Source organism: Aeromicrobium sp. Leaf245 (genome assembly GCF_942548115.1).
Taxonomy (GTDB): domain Bacteria; phylum Actinomycetota; class Actinomycetes; order Propionibacteriales; family Nocardioidaceae; genus Aeromicrobium.
The window spans coordinates 2,039,786-2,059,042 of sequence record NZ_OW824151.1 but is presented as its reverse complement, the minus strand read 5'-3'; the positions used below and the strand labels follow the sequence as shown (position 1 = coordinate 2,059,042).

Sequence of the window (19,257 nt, the reverse complement as noted above, 5' to 3'; positions counted from 1 at the left end):
CTCGCGGCCATGGCTCAGGGACGCGTTCACTCCTTCGACCGACTCCGGGTCCTCGCCACCGTCGGCGTCGTCCTGCTGCACGGCGGAGCGGGCGTCATCGGCCCACGTCTGGGCGAGCAGACCGCGTTCCTCTCCGACGTCAACGCCGCGAACGTGTACGACTCGGCCGGGCGGTTCGCCGTCAACTGCTTCTTCATGATCTCCGCGGCCCTGCTCCTGGTGCCGGAGCGCTCCTTCGACCTGGTGCGCCAGACCCGCAAGGTCGCCGTGCCCCTGCTGACCTGGAGCCTGGTCTACGTCGGCTTCGCGGTGTGGGCCTCGCGAACCGGCGACGCCGAGCTGATCAACGGGTCGGCCGGCGAGCCCGACCCGTCCGCGCCCGTGCAGATCGTGCGCGACGCCCTGGGCGGACCGGTCGCCTACCACCTGTGGTTCGTGTACGTCCTCGTCGGCCTGTACCTGTTGACACCGCTCCTGCGACCGATCGCCGCCCGGCCGGCGGCCGAGCGCCGCCCCCTCCTGGTCTACGCGGTGGCGCTGATCCTCGGCATCGAGCTGCTCCAGCGGTTCCTCCCGCTGCTCTGGTCGGGCACGCCGACCGTGTACGGAGGCTTCATCGACGTCGTCCCCACGGGCTACGTCGGCGTGTTCCTGCTGGGTTTCCTGCTCTACCACCACGCACCCCGCGTCCCTGCCGTCGTGCCCGCGGGGGTGGCGCTCGTGGGATTCGTCTGGGTGGTGCTGGCGGTGTGGCGCCAGCAGGCCGAGCCCGAGCCGTCGCTGTGGGGCTACGACAACCTGAACCTGCCCGTCCTCCTCTTCTCGGCGGGCGTCTTCACCTTCATGACGCGTCCGTCCACGCGGACGAGGCCTGCGCCACGGTGGATCGGGATCTTCTCCGCGGTGAGCTACCGCATCTACCTGGTGCACGCCCTCGTCCTGCACCTGGTGCGCACCGAGGGACCGACGGGCCGTCTGTACCAGGACTCGCCGGTCATCGGCATCCCGGTGGCCGTCGTCATCACGCTCGTGGTGTCGTTCGCGATCGCCTGGCTGATGGACCGGGTCAAGCCGCTGCGATCGATCTGGTGAGGGAACATCCGACGCTCCGACGTCGTTGACGCGGCCATGACCGTGGACGTGCAGATCTGGTCCGACGTGGCGTGCCCCTGGTGCTACGTCGGGAAGCGCCGCTTCGAGCAGGCCGTCGAGCGCTTCCGCGCCGAGGGCGGCGACGTGTCGGTGACCTACCGCAGCTTCGAGCTCTCCCCCGAGACCCCCGTGGACTTCGAGGGCGACGAGGTCGACTTCCTCGCGCGGCACAAGGGGATGCAGCGGGACCAGGTCGTGGCCATGCTCGACCAGATGACGGTCGTGGCGGCCGACGAGGGTCTCGCCTACGACTTCGCCGCCCTGCAGCACACCAACACGGTCCTGGCGCACCAGCTCCTGCACCTCGCCTGGTCCCACGGGCAGCAGGCGGCCATGAAGGAGCGGCTGCTCGCCGCCTACTTCGTCGAGGGACGCCACGTGGGTCGGGTCGGCGACCTGGCCGACCTGGCGGCGGAGGTCGGCCTGGACCGCGAGGAGGTCGTGGCGGCACTGGAGAGTGGCGCCCACCTCGACGACGTCCGCGCGGACCAGCAGCGTGCCCTCGAGCTCGGCATCCGTGGCGTCCCCTTCTTCGTGCTCGACGACCGGCTCGGCGTCTCCGGCGCCCAGGACCCCGAGGTCCTCCTCGGCGCCCTGCGCCAGGCGGCGGAGGGCTCGGCGTGAGCGGGCCGCTGCAGATGGTGGGTGCCGACGACGCGGCGACCTGCGAGGACGGCGTGTGCGCCCTGCCGGACGCCCCCGTGGCCGACCCGTCGCACGAGTGACCCCAACGGGCCGCGCGCGTCGCGCCGTGCCGCGCGGTCCGCGACCAGGACCTTCTCCCGCAAGGTGAGCACGGGGCGCCGGACCTCCGGCGCCCCCGACCGCACACGCGGACCGACGGCTCAGTCGCGCGGCTTGACCGCCAGGACCGGGCACCGCGCGTCGAGCAGGATCCGCTGCGACACGCTGCCCATGAGGGCCTTGCCGACGGGCGAGCGGTGCCGGATCCCGACCACCACGAGCTCGGCGTCGCGCTCCTCGGCGACGCGGACCACCTCGCCCCCGACGTCGGAGACGACCTCCTGGAGCACCTCGACCTCGCCCAGCCGCTCCCGCAGGCGGGCGACGGTGTCGGCGTCGGCGAAGTGCGGGTCGACGTAGGCGTCGCCCCGCGTCGCGTTGACGACGACCAAGGGGACACCTCGCCGTCCCGCCTCCTCGGCGCCGGCCTCGAGGGCCGCCTCGCCGTACTCGTCCGGGCTGTAGGCCACCACCACGGTCGACGTCATGCCGACACCTCCTGCTTCTCGGGACGGCGAGCGGACCGGCCGCGGACGGTCGAGACCGCCAGGGCGACCAGCGCGAGCGCCAGGACCACGTACACGATCTTCGCGACGGGCTCGCTCCACAGCGTCGAGACCTCGCCGCCGGACAGGGCCAGCGCCTGCGTGAGCTGGTTCTCGAGCGACGGGCCGAGGATGACACCCACGATGAGCGGCAGGACCGGGAGCCCGAAGCGTCGCATGGCAACGCCGAGGAAGCCCAGCACGAGCAGGAGGGCGAGGTCGAACGGCTCGAAGCTCACGCTGTAGGCGCCCAACGAGGCGAAGAAGAGGATGCCCGCGTAGAGGTAGGGCCGGGGCACCCGCAGCAGCTTCGCCCAGACCGGCGCCAGCGGCAGGTTGAGCACGAGCAGCAGGGTGTTCGCCACGAACAGGCTGGCCAGGAGCGTCCAGACGAGCCCTGGTTCGTTGGCGAACAGCTGCGGTCCGGGCTGGATGCCGTAGGACTGGATGGCGTTCAGCATGATCGCGGCCGTGGCCGTGGTCGGCAGGCCGATGGCGAGCAGCGGCACCATGGTGCCGGCCGCCGACGCGTTGTTGGCGGCCTCCGGGCCGGCCACACCCTCGATGGCGCCCTGGCCGAACTCCTCCGGGTGCTTGGAGAGCTTGCGCTCGGTGATGTAGGACAGGAAGGTCGGGACCTCGGCGCCACCGGCCGGCAGGGCGCCGAACGGGAAGCCGAACGCCGTGCCGCGCAACCACGGCTTCCACGAGCGGCCCCAGTCCTTGCGGTCCATCCAGGGACGGCCGACGGGAATGACCTGCAGAGGACGTCGGCGCAGGTGCGCCGCGACCCACAGGGCCTCGCCGATCGCGAAGATCGCCACCGCGACGACGACCACGTCGAGCCCGTCGGCGAGCAGAGGACTGCCGAAGGTCAGGCGCGCCTGTCCGGTCGACGTGCCCACCAGGGCGATCGTGAGGCCGAGGAAGAGGGCGATGAACCCACGCATCTTCGACGAGCCGAGCACCGCGGAGACGGCGAGCAGGGCCAGCAGCAGGATCGCGAAGTAGGACGGCGCCCCGAGGTCGACGACCCAGGAGGAGACCTTCGGCGCGAACAGCACGAGCAGGGCGGTGGCGATGGTGCCGGCGACGAACGACCCGATGGCCGCGGTCGCGAGTGCCTGCGCGGCCCGGCCGCGCTTGGCCATCTGGTTCCCCTCGATGGCCGTCACCACCGACGAGGACTCCCCCGGTGTGTTGAGCAGGATCGAGGTCGTCGAGCCGCCGTACATGCCGCCGTAGTAGATGCCGGCGAACATGATCAGCGCGCTGTCGACCGGCACCGTGTAGGTGATCGGGAAGAGCAGGGCCAGGGTCATCGCCGGGCCGATGCCGGGCAGGACGCCGACCATCGTGCCGAGCAGCACGCCGATGACGGCGTAGAGCAGGTTCTCGGGCGTCAGCGCGTTGGCGAGCCCGTCCATGAACATGTCCATCAGAGCACCCCGTCCAGGACACCGGCCGGGATCGGCAGACCGAGGCCCACGTAGAAGCCGTACCAGGTGAGCAGCGACAGGGCGGCTCCGATCGCGACGTCCTTGAGGAGCGTGCGACTGCCGAGCGCCCAGGCGCAGCCGGCGAACAGCATGGCGCCGGTGATGGCCCAGCCGAGCACGCCGATCAGCAGGATGTTGGCGAGGAAGACGCCGGCGAGCTTGGCAACGGTCACCCAGTCGCTGGGCTCGGTGAGGTCGATGTCCTCACCGCCCTCCGGCTCGGCGACGGAGCCACGACTGGTGGCCACGGCCAGGGCGACGGCCAGCACGACCAGGGCCGTGCCGACCACGTAGGGGAACAGCGACGGCTGCACCGGCTGGTCGGCGAAGCCGGGTCGCAGGCCCGTGGCGTCGACCACGACGACGACACCGACGACGGCGAGGAAGGCCGCCAGCCCGTACTGGGCACGGTCGACGAGCCGGGGACCGTCGGGGCCCGTCGCCGTCTCATGGGTGGTGGTCATGACAGCCCCAGCTCCTTCAGCGTCGACTCGACGCGCTCGTCCTGCTCCGTCAGGAAGGTCTCGAAGTCCTCGCCCGTGGCGAAGGCGTCGATCCATCCGTTGCGCTTCAGCGCCTCGCGCCACTCCTTCGTGCCGTGCATCTCGGTGAGCAGCTCGGTCAGGAGAGCGCGGGTCTCGTCGTCGATCCCGGGAGGCGCGAGCATCCCGCGCCAGTTGGTGAAGACCAGGTCGATGCCGGACTCGGTGAGCGTCGGGGCGTCGATGCCCTCGAGCCGGTCGTCGCCGGAGACCGCGAGCACGCGCAGCGAGCCGTCGTCGATCTGACCCTGGAACTCGCCGAGGCCCGACGTGCCGACCTGGATCTTCTCGCCCAGGAGGGCGGTCGTGAGCGGGCCACCGCCGTCGTAGGCGATGTAGTTGACGTCGTTCGGGTCGATGCCCAGCTCCTGGGCCAGCTGCATCGGGAACAGGTGGTCGGGACCGCCGGGCGACGAGCCGCCGCCGACGGTCACGGACCGCGGGTCGGCCTTCCACGCCTCGACCAGGTCGTCGACGGTCTCGAACGGCGAGTCGGCCGGGACGAGCAGTCCCTCCTGCTCCTCGACGAGCTTCGCGATGGGCGTCGCGTCGGAGACGCGAGCACGCGAGTCGTTGGTGTAGGTCGCGCCCACCACGCCCAGCCCCATGAGCATCATGAGGTCGTCGGCACCGCGCTCGTTGAGCAGCCGCTGCATGGCGACGGTGCCGCTGGCGCCGATGACGTTGGTGATCTCGAACCGACCGGTGAGGCCGTCCTCCTCGAGGACCTGGGCCGCGGCACGGCCCGTGAGGTCGTACCCACCTCCGGGGCTGTTCGGGATCATCATGCGCAGCCGCCGGTTGTCGGGGTCGTCGCCGCCGCGCGTCACGCCGCAACCGCTGAGCGCGGTGACGATCGCGAGCACGAGGGCCACGAAGACCGCCGAGCGGCGGCGTCGGTCCGGTGTCCTGCGGGGGCGACGTGCGGGTCGTCGCTGACCTGTGTCGGCCATCACACCTCCTGGTGGGTCGACCCGAGCATGGACGCAGACGTGGCCTGCGTCACGATTGGGTGCGCAAAGGAGGTTGTGTTCGTTGTGGTCGCCGCGACCGGGTCGACGTACGTTGGCCGGTCAGTTCCTCGTCCTCCAGCTCGCCGTCGTCGCGCTCGTGCTGGTGATCGTCGGCGTGCTCTCCTTCCAGCAGGCCACCCGGTCCTTCGAGGACGACCGCGGGGCGCGGCTGCGGTCCGCCGCCGAGTACCTCGCCAACGTGGCGGTCGTGCGGGACCGGGTCGGGTCGACCGACGCGGCGCGCGAGCTCGCTCCGGCGGTCGACCGGGCGGTCTCGCTCTCCGGTGCCGACGTGGCCTCCGTGGTCGACCGGCGGGGGAAGGTGGTGGCGTCCACGCGACCGGCTCTCGTCGGGACGACCGCCGCGCTCGGCGACAGCAGGGTCCTCGAGGGACGCGGCTGGACCGGGTCGGTGACGACCGACCGTGCCCGCGTGCTGACCGGGCACGCACCCGTCCTCGACGACGAGGGGACCTTCGCCGGAGCCGTGCTGGTCGAGCAGACGTACCCCTCCTCCTGGCAACGGGCCAGCAACGCGGCACCGGACCTCGCGCTGTTCCTCGGCGTGGGCGCCGGCCTCGGCATCCTGGGGTCCTGGGCCGTCTCCCGCATCGTCCGTCGCCGCACGCGCGGACTCGGGACCCGCGACTTCGCGAGGCTCGCCGACCACCGCCAGGCCCTGCTGCACAGCATCCGCGAGGGTGTCCTCGGTCTCGACCCGGCCGGCCGGGTGACCATGGTCAACGACGCGGCCCTGGAGCTGCTCGGGCTGCACGATGCCTCCCTCGGCCGCTCGGTGGGCGACCTCGGGCTCGAGCCGCACCTCGCGCAGCTGCTCGTCGATCCCGCCGACGCCAGCGACCTCGTGGTGGTCACCGGCCAACGCGTCCTGGTGCTGAACCGACGTCGCGCGGCGACCCGTGACGAGGGGGTCGGCAGCGTCGTGACGATGCGCGACCGCACCGAGCTCGTGGCGGTGCAGCAGCAGCTGGGTTCCAACCTGTCGATCACGGACGCTCTGCGCGCCCAGACGCACGAGTTCGCGAACCAGCTGCACACGATCTCCGGACTGCTGGAGCTGGACGAGCCGGACGAGGCGCGGGCCCTGGTGACCCGCATCGTCGGCGTCCGCGCCGACCGCGAGAGCGACGTCGCCGACCACGTCGAGGACCCGGCGACGGCCGCGTTGCTCATCGCCAAGAGCAGCCAGGCCGACGAGGCGGGCGTGCTGCTCGAGATCGCGCCGGACTGCGAGGTCCCGCCGCTGCCTCCCGACCTCTCGGCCGACACGACGACGATCCTGGGCAACCTGGTCGACAACGCCATCGACGCCTGCCGGGGCCGGACCCAGGCCCGCGTCCGGCTCGACGCACGCGCGGACGACACCGCGCTCGTGATCGAGGTCGAGGACTCCGGCGACGGGGTCCCCCGCGACCTGCGCGAGACCGTGTTCGTCCGAGGGTTCTCGACGAAGCCGGAGGTCCTCGGCGGCCGCGGGATCGGCCTCGCGCTGGTGCGTCTGCTGTGCGAGCGACGGGGCGGGTCGGTGACCATCGACGAGGCGCGGCCTAGCCTGTTCCGCGTGGTGCTGCCCTGGGAGTCCTCGTGACGTCGGTCCTCGTCGTCGACGACGACTTCATGGTGGCCCGTCTGCACGCCCGGTTCGTGGAGCTGGCGGACGGGTTCGAGGTGGTGGGCGTCGCCGCCAACGGCCAGGAGGCGTTGCGGCTCGCCGCGGACCTGGACCCCGACCTGGTGCTGCTCGACGTCCACCTCCCCGACCTGGGCGGACTCGAGGTGCTGGCGCGGCTGCGCGAGGAGGGCAGTCGCGCCGGGGTCGTCATGGTGACGGCCGAGCGGGAGGCCGACACGGTGCGGGCCGCACTCGCCGGCGGTGCCATGCAGTACGTGGTCAAGCCGTTCGAGCAGCAGGACCTCGTGGAGCGCCTGCACCGCGTGCGAGGCGCACTGCGCGCTCTCGGCGACGGGGAGACCGACCAGGAGGCGATCGATCGGGCCTTCGGCGCGGCGCGCGCCTCCTCGGGCGCGGCCGCGCTGCCCAAGGGGCTGAGCCGCGAGACGGCCCGACTCGTGGAGGGGCTGCTCGACGGGAGCGACGACCTGTCCGCGACCGACGCGGCCGAGCGGCTGGGGCTCGCCCGCGTCACCGCCCGTCGCTACCTCGAGCACTTCGTCGGCACGGGCCAGGCGCAGGTCAGGTTGCGCTACGGCGGTGCGGGTCGGCCGGAACGCCGCTACCGGCGGGCCTGACGGCCTGCTCGAGGGTCGCACGCGGGACCTTCGACCCAGGTCAGTCGGGCCTTTCTCCTTCCCAATGCCGAGGACCTGTGGCAGGCTTCACCGCATGCAGCCCGTCGCCACGCTCCCCCGGACGCAGGTCGTCGCGCGTCCGCACGCCGGCTGGTCCGTCGTCAGCGCGATCTTCGTCGGGGCCTTCGTCGCCCTCGACCGGCTGCTCGAGCGCCTCGGTCACTGACGCGAGCAGAACCCGGCAGGACCGTCCTCGATCACGGCCGCGGGGCACGCGGGGAACGCCGGTAGGCCGAGACCGTCGGGTCCCCCGCGATCCAGAACCGCCACGGCACGTCGGCCGCCTTCGCCACGCCCACGCGCGGCCCCTGCGCCACGTCGATCTCGACGCCGCGCTCCGGCCCCAGGTGCACGCCCGACGACGGGTCCAGCAGGTCGCTGCCCAGGTCCGCGGCGCTGATGCCCAGGGCCCGGGCCAGGTTCCCCGGTCCGCGGGCGAGCCGATGATCGGCCACCTCGCCCCGTCGCCGTCTCGCCACGTCCGTGCCGTGGACGACCTCGCCGGCCCGCACCAGCACCGCGGCGGCCTGCTCCGTCGGACCGGTCACGACGTTCGCGCACCAGTGGATCCCGTAGGACCGGTAGACGTAGAGCCGCCAGGGCGGGCCGTACATGATCTCCGAACGCTCCGTCCGGGTGTAGGCGTGCGACGCGGGGTCCAGCACGCCCCCGTAGGCCTCGACCTCGGTGATGCGCACCGTCACGTCGTGCCCGTGGAGCTCACGTCCCAGCAGGCCCACGGCCCGTGCGCCGACGTCGTCCGTGCCGCTCACGGCAGGTCCGGGAGGTCGGTGCCTCTCACCCAGGCGTCGAACAGGTCGGTGCGGGGCGAGCCGGTGACGTCGGTGACGACCTGCTCGAGGTCGGCCGTGGTGGCGTTGGAGTACCGGAACCGGTCGGTCCAGGTGCGCAGGACGTCGAAGAACGCGTCGTCGCCGACGGTCCTGCGCAGGGCGTGCAGGGCGAGGGCGCCGCGCTTGTAGAGGCGGTCGTCGAACATGAGGTCCGGGCCCGGGTCGGCGAGCAGGAGGTCCTGGTCCTTCTCGGCGAGCCTCGCGTGGTGGTGCGCGGCCTGCTCGTCGGCGCTCTCGCGCCCGGACTCCTCCGACCACAGCCACTCGGCGTAGCAGGCGAAGCCCTCGTGCAGCCAGATGTCGTTCCAGTGGCCGAGGGTGACGCTGTTGCCGAACCACTGGTGGGCCAGCTCGTGCGCGATGAGCCGTTGGGCGTCCCAGCCGTCGTGCAGCAGGTTCGGCCCGAAGATCGAGAGTCCCTGCGCCTCGAGCGGGATCTCGAGGTCGTCGGGCGTCACCACCGCGAGGTAGCGGCCGAACGGGTACGGCCCGAAGACGCCGTGGAAGTAGGCCGCCATCGCCGGCTGGTCGGCGAGCGCGGCCACGGCCTGCTCGCGGCGGTCGGGCGGGACCACGATGCCCACGGGCACCGGCGACGTGGCCTGGTCGACCTGGACGAAGTCGCCCACGTGCACCGTGGCGAGGTAGGTGGCCATGGGCTCGGGCTGGTCGAAGACCTGGACCGTGCGTCCGGCGGTGCGGCGGGTCTCCCCCGGCAGGCCGTTGGCGACGACGCTGAAGGCCTGCGGCACCGAGAGCTCCATCCGGAACGGCGCCTTGACCGACGGCAGGTCGTTGCACGGGAACCACGAGGGCGCGCCGTGCGGCTGCGACGCCACGATCGATCCCTCCTCCAGCTCCTCCCAGCCGGCGTCGCCGTCGAGGCCTCGCATGGGGTGCGGACGGCCGCCGTAGGCGACGAGCACCTCGGCCTCCTCGCCGGCGGCCAGCTCGTGGCCGACCTCGACGGACACCCAGGCCCGGTGCTGCCGGTACGTGGCGCGGACGCCGTCGACCAGCACCTTCTGCACGCGCAGGTCGTTGAGGTCGAGACGCAGCCGCCGCAGCGGCTCCACGGCCCGGACCTGGAGGACGGCGGTGCCGGTCAGGCGGTTGGACTCGGGCACGTAGTCGACCACGAGGTCGTAGTGCGTGACCGTGTACGTCGGGTCGCCGTGGTGCGGGACGTAGCGCTCGTCGACGGATCCGTCGCCGGAGCCGCGCTTCACGCGGGTGCCGTCGCGTCGGTCCAGGGCCCGATCGGGTTGCCGACCCAGCTGGTCCCGGCCGGGACGTGCTCACCGCGCATCACCAGCGATCCCGGCCCGACGCGGGCGTGGCGCCCGATCCGCGCAGCAGGAAGCACCACGCCGTGGGGGCCGAGCGTGGCCCCTGCATCCAGCCGCACCTCGTCCATGCTGAGTATCCGATCATGGAAGAGGTGGGTCTGCACCACGCACCCCCGGTTGACCGTCGCACCGTCGCCGACCGTCACCAGGTCGGGCTCGGGCCACCAGTACGTCTCGCACCAGACACCGCGTCCGACCCGGGCGCCGAGGCTGCGCAGCCACCACGGCAGCGCCGCGGTCCCGAGGGCCCATCGGCAGAACCACGGCGCGGCCACGACCTCCACGAACGTGTCGGCCAGCTCGTTGCGCCACACGAACCCGCTCCAGAGCGGGTGCTCGGTGACCCGGACGCGGCCCACCAGGATCCACTTGGCCGCCGTCGCCACGGCGGCCGCGACGAGGCCCACGACCAGCAGCACCGGACCGGCCACCAGCACGGCCGGCCACCAGCCCGCGGTGTCGGCCACGAGCAGGAGGGCAGCGGCGGCGGTGAGGCCGAGCGCGGCCGACGCCACGACGGCCAGCACGCGGCAGAGCTCGAGGGCGCCCCGCGCGACGCGCAGACGTCGGCCCGGTTCGTAGGTGCGGCCCTCGTCGACGTCGCCGACGACCCGCCGCAGCTTGGTGGGCGGGCTCCCGAGCCAGGAGGACCCCTTCTTCGCCTTGGCGCGCCGCGGTGCCGCCGACAGCACCGCCACGAGGCCGCGGGCGGGGACCTTCCGGCCGGGTGCGGCCATGCCGGAGTTGCCGACGAAGGCACGCCGGCCGACCTTGACCTGCTCGACGCGCAGCCAGCCGCCTCCCAGCTCGTACATGCCGAGCATCGTGTCGTCGGCGAGGAAGGCACCGTCACCGACCGACGTGAGCGTCGGCAGCATCAGGACCGTCGAGGCCTCGACGTCGCGACCGACGTCGGCGCCGAGCGCCCGCAGCCACGCCGGGGTCAGGCTGCTCGAGTACAGCGGGAACAGCCACTCGCGGGCACTGTCCAGCACGCGCAGCACCGTCCAGGCGCTCCACGCGGCTCGGCCGTGGATCGGGTGCACCCCCGCGACCACCCCGCGCGAGGCCAGCCTGACGACGGCCCACACGAGTCCGGCCAGCACCGGGAGGGACAGCACCGCCACGAGCGGGAGCAGCAGGGCGAGCTGCGTGAGCGCCGCGACCAGGCCGTCCGGCCGGCCGCCGACCGTCCAGGCCGCACCCACGACGGCGACCGCGGTGAGCCCGACCGCGACCACCGGCACGGCCGACAGGGCCGCCCCGGTGAGCGCGTAGGCGGTGGGCCAGCCGCGCCGGCGCGGGGCCGTGTGACGCTCGGCCGGACCACGCGCCTCCCCGACGCGCACGGACGGCGCGCCCGAGACGTAGACGTCGTCGGGGACGTCCGCGAGCACCGTGGACCCCGCGCCGACCTCGGCGCCCCGTCCGACCACGACACCCGGACCCAGGGTGCTGCGGACGCCGACGCGCGCCTCGGCCCGCACGCGCACCGGGCCGACGACCAACCGGTCGCCGTCGACCCAGTGGCCCGACAGGTCCGTCTCCGGCTCGACGGTGGATCCGCGCCCCAGGGTCAGCAGCCCGGTGAGGGACGGCATGGCGTGCAGGTCGACGCCCTCCCCCACCTTGGCGCCGAGCAGGCGCGCGAACAGGCTGAGCGCCCCGACGCCGGCGAGCGACCCGACGCGCAGCTCCTCGACGACGAGCTCGGCGGCCCAGAGTCGACGGTGGACACGCCCGCCACGCGGATGGGTGCCGGGCGTGAGCGGACGCAGCAGGAGCCGCACCAGCCCTGCGGCCAGCAGCGCCCGCACGGGCGGGAGCAGCACCAGGACCGCGCAGGCCGCCGCCGGCCAGCCCGGCTCCGGCCACCAGGGTGCGCCGGTGCCGACCGCGAGCACCTGGACGCCGACGAGGAGCCAGGCGATCCAGACGAGCCCGCCTAGCGCCCGCAGGGGCAGCAGGAGCAGCAGCTGGGCGAGCGCGGACCGGCGCGGCACGGGACGCACCTCGCGCGCCTGCACGACCGCCGGGGTCGTCAGGGTGTCCAGCCGGGCGGCGAGCGCACCCACGGTCGGGGCCTCGTACACGTCGGCGACGGTCACCTCCGGGTGTGTCTCGCGCAACCGGGCCACGAGCTGGGCCGCCGTCAGGCTCGACCCTCCGGCCTCGAAGAAGTCGTCGCCGGGCCCGCCGACGGCCGAGCCGAGGATCCGGGTCCAGGCGTCGGCCACCAGCGCGGCCGTCCCGTCGAGGGCCGTGGTCGTCGTCGACTCCAGCGGCCACGGCAGCGCGTCGCGGTCGACCTTCCCCGAGGTGCGGACGGGGATCGCGTCGACGACGGCGATCCGCGGCACGGACGCGGCAGGGAGCCGCTCGCGCAGCAGCGGCCGGGAGGCCTTGGCGTCGAAGCCCGCGTCGGCCACCACGTAGCCCACGAGCACGCTGTTGCCGGCCTCCGAGCGGCGGACGGCCGCGGCCGCCGCCTCGACGCCGGGCAGGGCCAGCAGCGCGTTATCCACCTCGCCCAGCTCGATCCGACGGCCGCCGATCTTGACCTGGTCGTCGGCCCGTCCGGCGAAGAGCAGACCGTCCTCGTCGAGCACGACGCGGTCACCGCTGCGGTAGGCGCGCTCCCAGCCGAGCGAGGGCATCGGCGCGTAGGTGGCGGCGTCCTTCTCGGGGTCGAGGTAGCGGGCGAGCCCGACCCCACCGATGACGAGCTGCCCGGTCTCCCCCGGCGGCACGGGCTGCTCCTGGTCGTCGACGACCGCGAGGTCCCATCCCTCCAGCGGCAGTCCGATGCGCACGGGCTCGCCGGGCTGCAGGCGCGCGCCGCACGCCACCACCGTGGCCTCCGTCGGTCCGTACGTGTTCCACACCTCGCGCTCGGCGGTGGCGAAGCGCTCGCCGATCTCCGGTGGGCACGCCTCGCCGCCGAGGATCAGCAGCCGCACCGCGTCGAGGGCCGACGGCGGCCACATGAGCACGAGGGTGGGCACGGTGGACACCACGCTGACGTCGTTGGCGACCAGCCACGGGGCGAGGTCGGCGCCGCTGCGGACGAGCGAGCGCGGCGCAGGGACGAGGCACGCGCCGTGCCCCCACGCCAACCACATCTCCTCGCAGGAGGCGTCGAAGGCGACGGACAGGCCGGCCATCACGCGGTCGCCGGGACCGAGCGGGGCGTCCTGGCAGAACAGCACCGACTCGGCGTCGACGAACGCAGCGGCGGAGCGGTGCGTGACGGCGACGCCCTTCGGCGTGCCGGTGGAGCCCGACGTGAAGATGATCCAGGCGTCGTCCTCGAGCCGCGGCGGCTCGACCGCGCCGGACCCGCGCACCTCGTCCCGGAGGCGGCGCACGACGAGGCCGTCGGTCACGACCGCGTCGGCCTGGGCCTCGCGCAGCACCGTGGCCGCGCGCTCCGGCGGGTCGTCGACGTCGATCGGCACGTAGGCCGCCCCCGCGAGGAGGACGCCCAGGATGGCGACGTGCAGGTCCGTCGTCCCCGAGGACACGCGCACCCCGACCCGGGCTCCGCGGCCGACACCGACCGAGCCCAGCTCGTCCGCGAGGGCACCGGCGGTCTCGAGCAGCTGGTCGTAGGTCAGCACGACGTCGCCGCACGCGAGGGCGGGCTCGCTGCCGTGGGCGTCGGCCGTCGCGGTCAGGACGTCCACGAGGGTCCGAGGAGGTGCGGCGCGGCCCGACCGCAGGAACGTGGCCGGGACCCTCACGCTGTCGAGCACCCGCGCATGCTGCCGGACCCCCGTGAACGGTCGGTGAACGACGTGGACCCGGCGAGCGGGACCTCGATCAGGCGCGGGGCGAGCCCCGCTCCGCCCGGGCGTGCAGTACGTCGAGGTGGGCGTCCACGGCGCCCATGTCGTAGCCCTGGCGGAGTCGCACGGGGGTGAAGCGCGCCTCGCGGATCAGGGCGGCGACCGAGCCGTCCGCTCGGCCGGTCACCCTCGGCTCGACGTCGGCGAGGAAGGCGTCCACCTCCCCCGCGTCGTACCCCTCGCGGAACCGGACGAGCGGGAAGCGCGGGGCCGTCACTGCGCCACCCGCGCCCGGACCTCGGCGAGCTGCTCCGTGACCCGGACGAGCGCGGTGCCGCCGCGGCCGTCTCGCGAGGAGATGGAGCCCTCGAGCGACAGGACGCTGCGCACGCCGGGCGTGAGGTGGGGCGAGATGCGGGCGAAGTCGTCGTCACTGAGGTCCCACAGCTCGATCCCTCGGCGCTCGCACTCCTGCACGCACGCCCCCGAGAGCTCGTGCGCGACGCGGAACGGCACACCCTCACGGACGAGCCACTCGGCGACGTCGGTGGCCAGCGCGAACCCCTGGGGAGCCAGGGCGGCCATGCGCTCGGTGTGGAACGTGAGCGTGCGGACCATGCCGGTGAAGGCGGGCAGCAGGACCTCGAGGGTGTCGACGGAGTCGAAGACCGGCTCCTTGTCCTCCTGGAGGTCGCGGTTGTAGGCCAGCGGCAGGGCCTTCAGCGTGGCCAGCAGCCCGGTGAGGTTGCCGATCAGCCGACCGGCCTTCCCGCGGGCGAGCTCGGCGATGTCGGGGTTCTTCTTCTGCGGCATGATGCTCGACCCCGTCGAGTACCCGTCGTCGAGCGTGACGAAGTCGAACTCCTTGGTGTTCCAGAGGATGATCTCCTCGGCCAGCCGGGAGACGTCGACACCCACCTGGGCGAGGACGAAGGCCAGCTCCGCCACGAAGTCGCGTGCGGCCGTGCCGTCGATCGAGTTGGCGGTGGAGCCGGTGAACCCCAGGCTCGCCGCGACCTTCTCGGGGTCCAGCCCGAGCGAGGACCCGGCCAGCGCGCCCGACCCGTACGGCGAGTCGTCGGCCACGCGGTCGTCCCAGTCGGCGAGGCGGTCGAGGTCGCGCACCAGCGGCCACGCGTGCGCCAGGAGGTGGTGCGACAGCAGGACCGGCTGGGCGTGCTGCAGGTGGGTGCGTCCCGGCATGGGCGCACCGAGGTGCTGCTCGGCCTGGTCCGCCAGGGCGGTCACCAGGTCCCGGAGCAGGTCGCCGATCCGGTGGGCGTGCTCGCGCAGGTAGATCTTGAACAGCGTGGCGACCTGGTCGTTGCGGGAGCGACCCGCCCGCAGGCGTCCGCCGAGATCGGGCCCGAGTCGCTCGACGAGCCCGCGCTCCAGCGCCGAGTGCACGTCCTCGTCACCCGGGTCGGCCGTGAACGCGCCCGAGGCGACGTCGGCGTCGAGCGCGTCGATCCCCTGGAGCATCGCGGCCAGGTCGTCGTCGGTCAGCAGGCCTGCGGCGTGCAGCACCTGGGCGTGCGCCCGCGAGCCACGCAGGTCGTACGGAGCGAGCCGCCAGTCGAAGTGCGTCGAGCGCGAGAGCTCGGTCAGCTCCGGCGACGGGCCGCCGGCGAAGCGACCGCCCCACAGGCGGGAGTCTCCCGTTCCGGCGTCGTCGCCCGCGGCTGGGCGGGTCAGGTCGTCGTCGGTGTCGCTCATGGTGTCCCCTCGCTCGTGGATCGGGTGTCGGTGGGGAGCTCGGCGAGCTCGGTGAACCGGGCCGCGACGGCGGCGCCGCCGTCCGGGTCACGGCAGATCATCATGACCGTGTCGTCGCCGGCGATGGTGCCCAGCACGTCGGCCTGCCCGGTGTGGTCGACGGCGGAGGCCAGGAACTGCGCCGCGCCGGGCGGCGTGCGCAGCACGACCAGGTTGGCCGACGCCTCGGCCGACACGAGCAGCTCGCGCAGCAACCGCGAGAGGCGCTGCTGCGACGCCGGCCCGTCCTCGGCCGCGCGCGGTGTGCGGTCGCCCCCCTCGGCCGGCACGGCGTACACCAGCGCTCCCGCGGAGTTGCGCACGCGGACGGCGTCGAGGTCGACGAGGTCGCGCGAGACCGTGGAGGCCGTCGCCGTGACGCCGTGCTCCTGCAGCAGCGCGACCAGCTCGGCCTGCGAGCGCACCGCCGTCCGCCCGAGCAGGTCGATGATGAGCCGCTGGCGCGCGGGCTTGGTGTCGGGGATGCTCACGGCCACGCGCTCCTCAGGACCGCTCCAGCAGGAAGGCGAGCAGCGCCTTCTGAGCGTGCAGACGGTTCTCGGCCTCGTCCCACACGACGCTGCGGGGTCCCTCCAGCACGTCCTCGGCGATCTCGAGGCCGCGGTAGGCCGGCAGGCAGTGCATGACGATCGCGTCGGGGTCGGCGTGCTCGAGCAGCGCACCCGTGACGGCGTACGGACCGAAGATCGCCTGCCGCTCGGCCTTCTCTGCCTCGTGGCCCATGGAGACCCAGGTGTCGGTGATGACGACGTCGGCACCGGCGACGGCCTCGGCGGGGTCGTCGGTGAGCAGGATCGATCCCCCGGTGGACGCGGCGACCTTCTCGGCGTCCGCGACGACGTGCGCGGCCGGCGCGTACCCGTCGGGCGCACCGATCCGCACGTGCATGCCCGCCACGGCACCGCCCAGCACGTAGGAGTGGGCCATGTTGTTCTCGCCATCCCCGACGTAGGCCACCGTCAGGCCCGCCAGCGGACCCTTGTGCTCGAGCACGGTGAGCCAGTCGGCCAGCAGCTGGCACGGGTGGAAGTCGTCGCTCAGCGCGTTCACGACGGGCACGCCGGCATGCCGGGCCATCTCCTCCAGGCCCGCCTGCGCGTACGTGCGCCACACGACGGCGTCGACCATGCGGCCCAGCACCCGGGCGGTGTCCGCCACCGGCTCGCCCCGGCCCGCCTGAGTGGTGGCCGCGTCGAGGATGACGCAGTGCCCACCCATCTGGGCCACGCCGACGGAGAACGAGACGCGGGTCCGGGTGGACGACTTGTCGAAGACCACCGCGACGGACCGCGGGCCCTCGAGCGGTCGGTGGGCGAAGGGCTCGGCCTTCATCCGCAGCGCGAGCTGCAGCACCTCGGCCTGCTCGGCGGGCGTCAGGTCGTCGTCGCGCAACAGGTGGCGGGTCATGCCAGCACCTCCGCGAGCACCGCCGACAGCGTCGTCGCCGCGTGGGCCGCCTCGGCCTCGGTGAGCACGAGCGGCGGGACGATGCGCAGCCGGTCGGGCGTGGGTGCGTTCAGGACGAGCCCGGCGTCGAGTGCGGCCTTCTGCACGTCGGCCGCGCGGGGCTCGGTGAGCACCACGCCGCGCATGAGGCCGCGGCCGGTGACCTCGACGACCCGGGGGTGCTGCTCGAGCACGGACGCCAGCTGGTCGCCTCGCGCCACGGCGTGCTGGAGCAGTCCATCGGCCTCGATCGTGTCGAGCACTGCGAGCGCCGCGGCGCAGGCCACCGGGTTCCCGCCGAACGTCGTGCCGTGGTTGCCCGGACCGAGGAGCGTGGCGGCCTCGCCGACGCCGATGCACGCACCGATCGGGAACCCGCCGCCGAGACCCTTGGCCAGCGTCACGAGGTCGGGGACGATGCCGGACTCCTGGAACGCGAACCACGCGCCGGTGCGCCCGACACCGGTCTGCACCTCGTCGATCCACAGCAGCGCGCCGTGCTCGTGCGTGACGGCGCGGGCGTGCGCCAGGTACCCGTCGGGCGGCACGACGACGCCCGCCTCGCCCTGGATGGGCTCCAGGAGCACGGCGGCCACGGTGTCGTCGACCGCTGCGGACAGGGCCTCGGCGTCGCCGTAGGGCACCCAGCGCACGTCGCCGGGCAGCGGCTCGAACGGCTCGCGGTAGGCGGCCTTCGACGTGAGCGCGAGCGCGCCCATCGAACGGCCGTGGAAGCTGCCCTCCGCCACGACGACCGTGGTGCGGCCCGTGCGACGGGTCGCCTTGAAGGCGGCCTCGTTGGCCTCGGTGCCGGAGTTGGCGAAGAACGTGCGCACGGGAACGCCGTCGCCCGCGTCGAGCAGGGCGGCGAGGCGCTCGGCGAGGCGCACCTGCGGCTCGGTGGTGAAGAAGTTCGACACGTGGCCGAGGGTGCCCAGCTGCTCGGTGACGGCCTTCACGATCGCCGGGTGGGCGTGTCCGAGGGCGTTGACGGCGATGCCCGCGAGCAGGTCGAGGTAGTGGTTGCCGTCGACGTCCCAGACCGTGCTGCCCTCACCGCGCACGAGCACCCGCTGGGGGTCGCCGAAGGTGTTCATCACCGCGCCGCGGTAGCGCTCGGTCCAGGAGTCGCCGCTCTCGGGGCGACCCTGCGAGGCGAAGGGGAGGTCGGCCCGGGCCGACGTCTGGTCCTGCTGTCCGGTCACGAGGGCTCCTTCGGTGCGCTCGTGGAGTACAGCGCGGTACGGATGCGGGTCTCGACGCCGGGCAGCACCTGGGTGCCGACGCCCTCGTCGGTGAAGATCTCGAGCAGGACGGCGTGCGGCTCGCGGCCGTCGACCACGGTGGCGCCCTTGACGCCGCCCTCGACGGCCTTCAGGCAGGCCGTCATCTTGGGGATCATCCCCGACGCGAGCCCCGGGAGGATCTCGCGCAACGCCTCCGGGGAGATCTCGCCGATGACGTCGGTGCTGTCGGGCCAGTCCCGGTACAGCCCCTCCACGTCGGTGAGCACGAGCATCTTCTCGGCGCCGAGCGCGACGGCCAGGGCGGACGCCGCGGTGTCGGCGTTGACGTTGTGGACCTGGCCCGACGCGTCGGGCGCGACGGTGGAGACGACCGGGATCCGCCCGGCGTCGATGAGGTCCTGCACGGCCTCCGGGCGCACGTGGGTGACCTCGCCGACGAGTCCGATGTCGGTCTCGACACCGTCGATCACCGGACGGGTGGTCGTCGCGGTGAACAGACCGGCGTCCTCGCCGGAGAGGCCGACCGCGAGGGCGCCGTGCCGGTTGAGCAGGCCGACGAGCTCACGTCCGACCTGGCCCGTGAGCACCATGCGCACGACGTCCACGGACTCCGGCGTGGTGACCCGCAGGCCACCGCGGAACTCGGACTCGATGCCGAGCCGGTCGAGCATGGAGCTGATCTGCGGTCCGCCGCCGTGGACGACGACCGGCTTGAAGCCGGCGAGGCGCAGGAACACGATGTCCTCCGCGAACGCCTGCTTCAGGGACTCGTCGGTCATGGCGTTGCCGCCGTACTTCACCACCACGACCTTGCCGTGGTAGCGCTTCAGCCACGGCAGGGCGCCGGCGAGGGCGGCGGCCTTCTCGGTGTGCTCCTGCCACTCCTCGCGGCTGTGACCGGCCTCGGGCTCGGCGTCGGCCTGGGTGGCGTCGTCGGTCTGGGGGGTGTCGTCGGGTGTCGTCATGGTGGT

Annotated in this window: 18 protein-coding genes; 5 read left to right on the top strand and 13 right to left on the bottom strand. The window is 73.4% G+C overall.

Annotated features, from left to right (window positions below):
* Nucleotides 1–9 precede the first annotated feature (9 nt).
* Entirely contained in the window at nt 10–1,092 is a 1,083-nt protein-coding gene (locus tag NBW76_RS10155) for an acyltransferase (protein WP_055970322.1), read from the top strand.
* 36 nt (nt 1,093–1,128) lie between these two features.
* A complete protein-coding gene (locus NBW76_RS10150) occupies nt 1,129–1,776 on the top strand; it encodes a DsbA family protein (protein WP_056554953.1) in 648 nt (215 codons plus the stop codon).
* Nucleotides 1,777–1,997: 221 nt separating this feature from the next.
* Here NBW76_RS10150 and NBW76_RS10145 read toward each other — a convergent pair whose 3' ends face one another.
* Genes NBW76_RS10145 through NBW76_RS10130 form a run of 4 tightly spaced genes read right to left on the bottom strand, consistent with a single transcriptional unit; the run spans nt 1,998 to nt 5,435 of the window.
* Nucleotides 1,998–2,384, bottom strand: coding sequence for a universal stress protein (locus NBW76_RS10145; RefSeq protein ID WP_055970329.1), 387 nt, complete (start codon nt 2,382–2,384; stop codon nt 1,998–2,000).
* On the bottom strand, nt 2,381–3,880 hold the full coding sequence (locus tag NBW76_RS10140; RefSeq protein ID WP_082481947.1) for a tripartite tricarboxylate transporter permease: 1,500 nt from the start codon (nt 3,878–3,880) through the stop codon (nt 2,381–2,383). The genes NBW76_RS10145 and NBW76_RS10140 overlap by 4 nt, the downstream gene beginning before the upstream one ends.
* On the bottom strand, nt 3,880–4,404 hold the full coding sequence (locus tag NBW76_RS10135; protein ID WP_055970334.1) for a tripartite tricarboxylate transporter TctB family protein: 525 nt from the start codon (nt 4,402–4,404) through the stop codon (nt 3,880–3,882). Before NBW76_RS10135 ends, NBW76_RS10140 begins: the two co-directional genes overlap by 1 nt.
* Nucleotides 4,401–5,435 carry a tripartite tricarboxylate transporter substrate binding protein gene (locus NBW76_RS10130; protein ID WP_055970337.1) on the bottom strand — a complete coding sequence of 345 codons (1,035 nt, stop codon included), beginning with the start codon at nt 5,433–5,435 and terminating at the stop codon, nt 4,401–4,403. Before NBW76_RS10130 ends, NBW76_RS10135 begins: the two co-directional genes overlap by 4 nt.
* Nucleotides 5,436–5,547: 112 nt before the next feature.
* Here NBW76_RS10130 and NBW76_RS10125 point away from each other — a divergent pair, with 112 nt between their 5' ends.
* The 3 genes from NBW76_RS10125 to NBW76_RS16875 all read left to right on the top strand — a co-directional run bounded on the left by NBW76_RS10125 (nt 5,548) and on the right by NBW76_RS16875 (nt 7,992).
* Nucleotides 5,548–7,104: an ATP-binding protein gene (locus NBW76_RS10125; RefSeq protein WP_162239220.1), complete on the top strand. Its 1,557-nt coding sequence runs from the start codon at nt 5,548–5,550 to the stop codon at nt 7,102–7,104.
* Nucleotides 7,101–7,766, top strand: coding sequence for a response regulator (locus NBW76_RS10120; RefSeq protein WP_082480850.1), 666 nt, complete (start codon nt 7,101–7,103; stop codon nt 7,764–7,766). Before NBW76_RS10125 ends, NBW76_RS10120 begins: the two co-directional genes overlap by 4 nt.
* Before the next feature lie 94 nt (nt 7,767–7,860).
* Nucleotides 7,861–7,992 (top strand): hypothetical protein, encoded by a 132-nt coding sequence (locus NBW76_RS16875; protein WP_255353835.1) that lies wholly within the window; start codon nt 7,861–7,863, stop codon nt 7,990–7,992.
* A gap of 31 nt (nt 7,993–8,023) precedes the next feature.
* Here the strand turns inward: NBW76_RS16875 and NBW76_RS10115 are convergent, their stop codons facing one another.
* The 9 genes from NBW76_RS10115 to argB form a co-directional block, all read right to left on the bottom strand.
* Entirely contained in the window at nt 8,024–8,599 is a 576-nt protein-coding gene (locus NBW76_RS10115) for a DNA-3-methyladenine glycosylase (protein WP_055970341.1), read from the bottom strand.
* Nucleotides 8,596–9,909, bottom strand: coding sequence for a M1 family metallopeptidase (locus tag NBW76_RS10110; RefSeq protein ID WP_056554955.1), 1,314 nt, complete (start codon nt 9,907–9,909; stop codon nt 8,596–8,598). Before NBW76_RS10110 ends, NBW76_RS10115 begins: the two co-directional genes overlap by 4 nt.
* Nucleotides 9,906–13,784 carry a Pls/PosA family non-ribosomal peptide synthetase gene (locus NBW76_RS10105; RefSeq protein WP_056554958.1) on the bottom strand — a complete coding sequence of 1,293 codons (3,879 nt, stop codon included), beginning with the start codon at nt 13,782–13,784 and terminating at the stop codon, nt 9,906–9,908. The genes NBW76_RS10110 and NBW76_RS10105 overlap by 4 nt, the downstream gene beginning before the upstream one ends.
* A 67-nt stretch (nt 13,785–13,851) precedes the next feature.
* The gene (locus tag NBW76_RS10100) at nt 13,852–14,094 is read right to left on the bottom strand and encodes a DivIVA domain-containing protein (RefSeq protein WP_056554961.1); all 243 of its coding nucleotides are present in this window, start codon (nt 14,092–14,094) and stop codon (nt 13,852–13,854) included.
* Nucleotides 14,091–15,533: an argininosuccinate lyase gene (gene argH / locus NBW76_RS10095; protein WP_082481949.1), complete on the bottom strand. Its 1,443-nt coding sequence runs from the start codon at nt 15,531–15,533 to the stop codon at nt 14,091–14,093. The genes NBW76_RS10100 and argH overlap by 4 nt, the downstream gene beginning before the upstream one ends.
* Nucleotides 15,530–16,069: an arginine repressor gene (locus tag NBW76_RS10090; RefSeq protein ID WP_055970349.1), complete on the bottom strand. Its 540-nt coding sequence runs from the start codon at nt 16,067–16,069 to the stop codon at nt 15,530–15,532. Before NBW76_RS10090 ends, argH begins: the two co-directional genes overlap by 4 nt.
* A 7-nt stretch (nt 16,070–16,076) precedes the next feature.
* Nucleotides 16,077–17,000 carry an ornithine carbamoyltransferase gene (gene argF / locus NBW76_RS10085; protein WP_055970352.1) on the bottom strand — a complete coding sequence of 308 codons (924 nt, stop codon included), beginning with the start codon at nt 16,998–17,000 and terminating at the stop codon, nt 16,077–16,079.
* On the bottom strand, nt 16,997–18,244 hold the full coding sequence (locus NBW76_RS10080) for an acetylornithine transaminase (protein ID WP_082480848.1): 1,248 nt from the start codon (nt 18,242–18,244) through the stop codon (nt 16,997–16,999). The genes argF and NBW76_RS10080 overlap by 4 nt, the downstream gene beginning before the upstream one ends.
* Nucleotides 18,241–19,251, bottom strand: coding sequence for an acetylglutamate kinase (argB, locus tag NBW76_RS10075; RefSeq protein WP_082480847.1), 1,011 nt, complete (start codon nt 19,249–19,251; stop codon nt 18,241–18,243). Before argB ends, NBW76_RS10080 begins: the two co-directional genes overlap by 4 nt.
* Between the last annotated feature and the right edge of the window lie 6 nt (nt 19,252–19,257).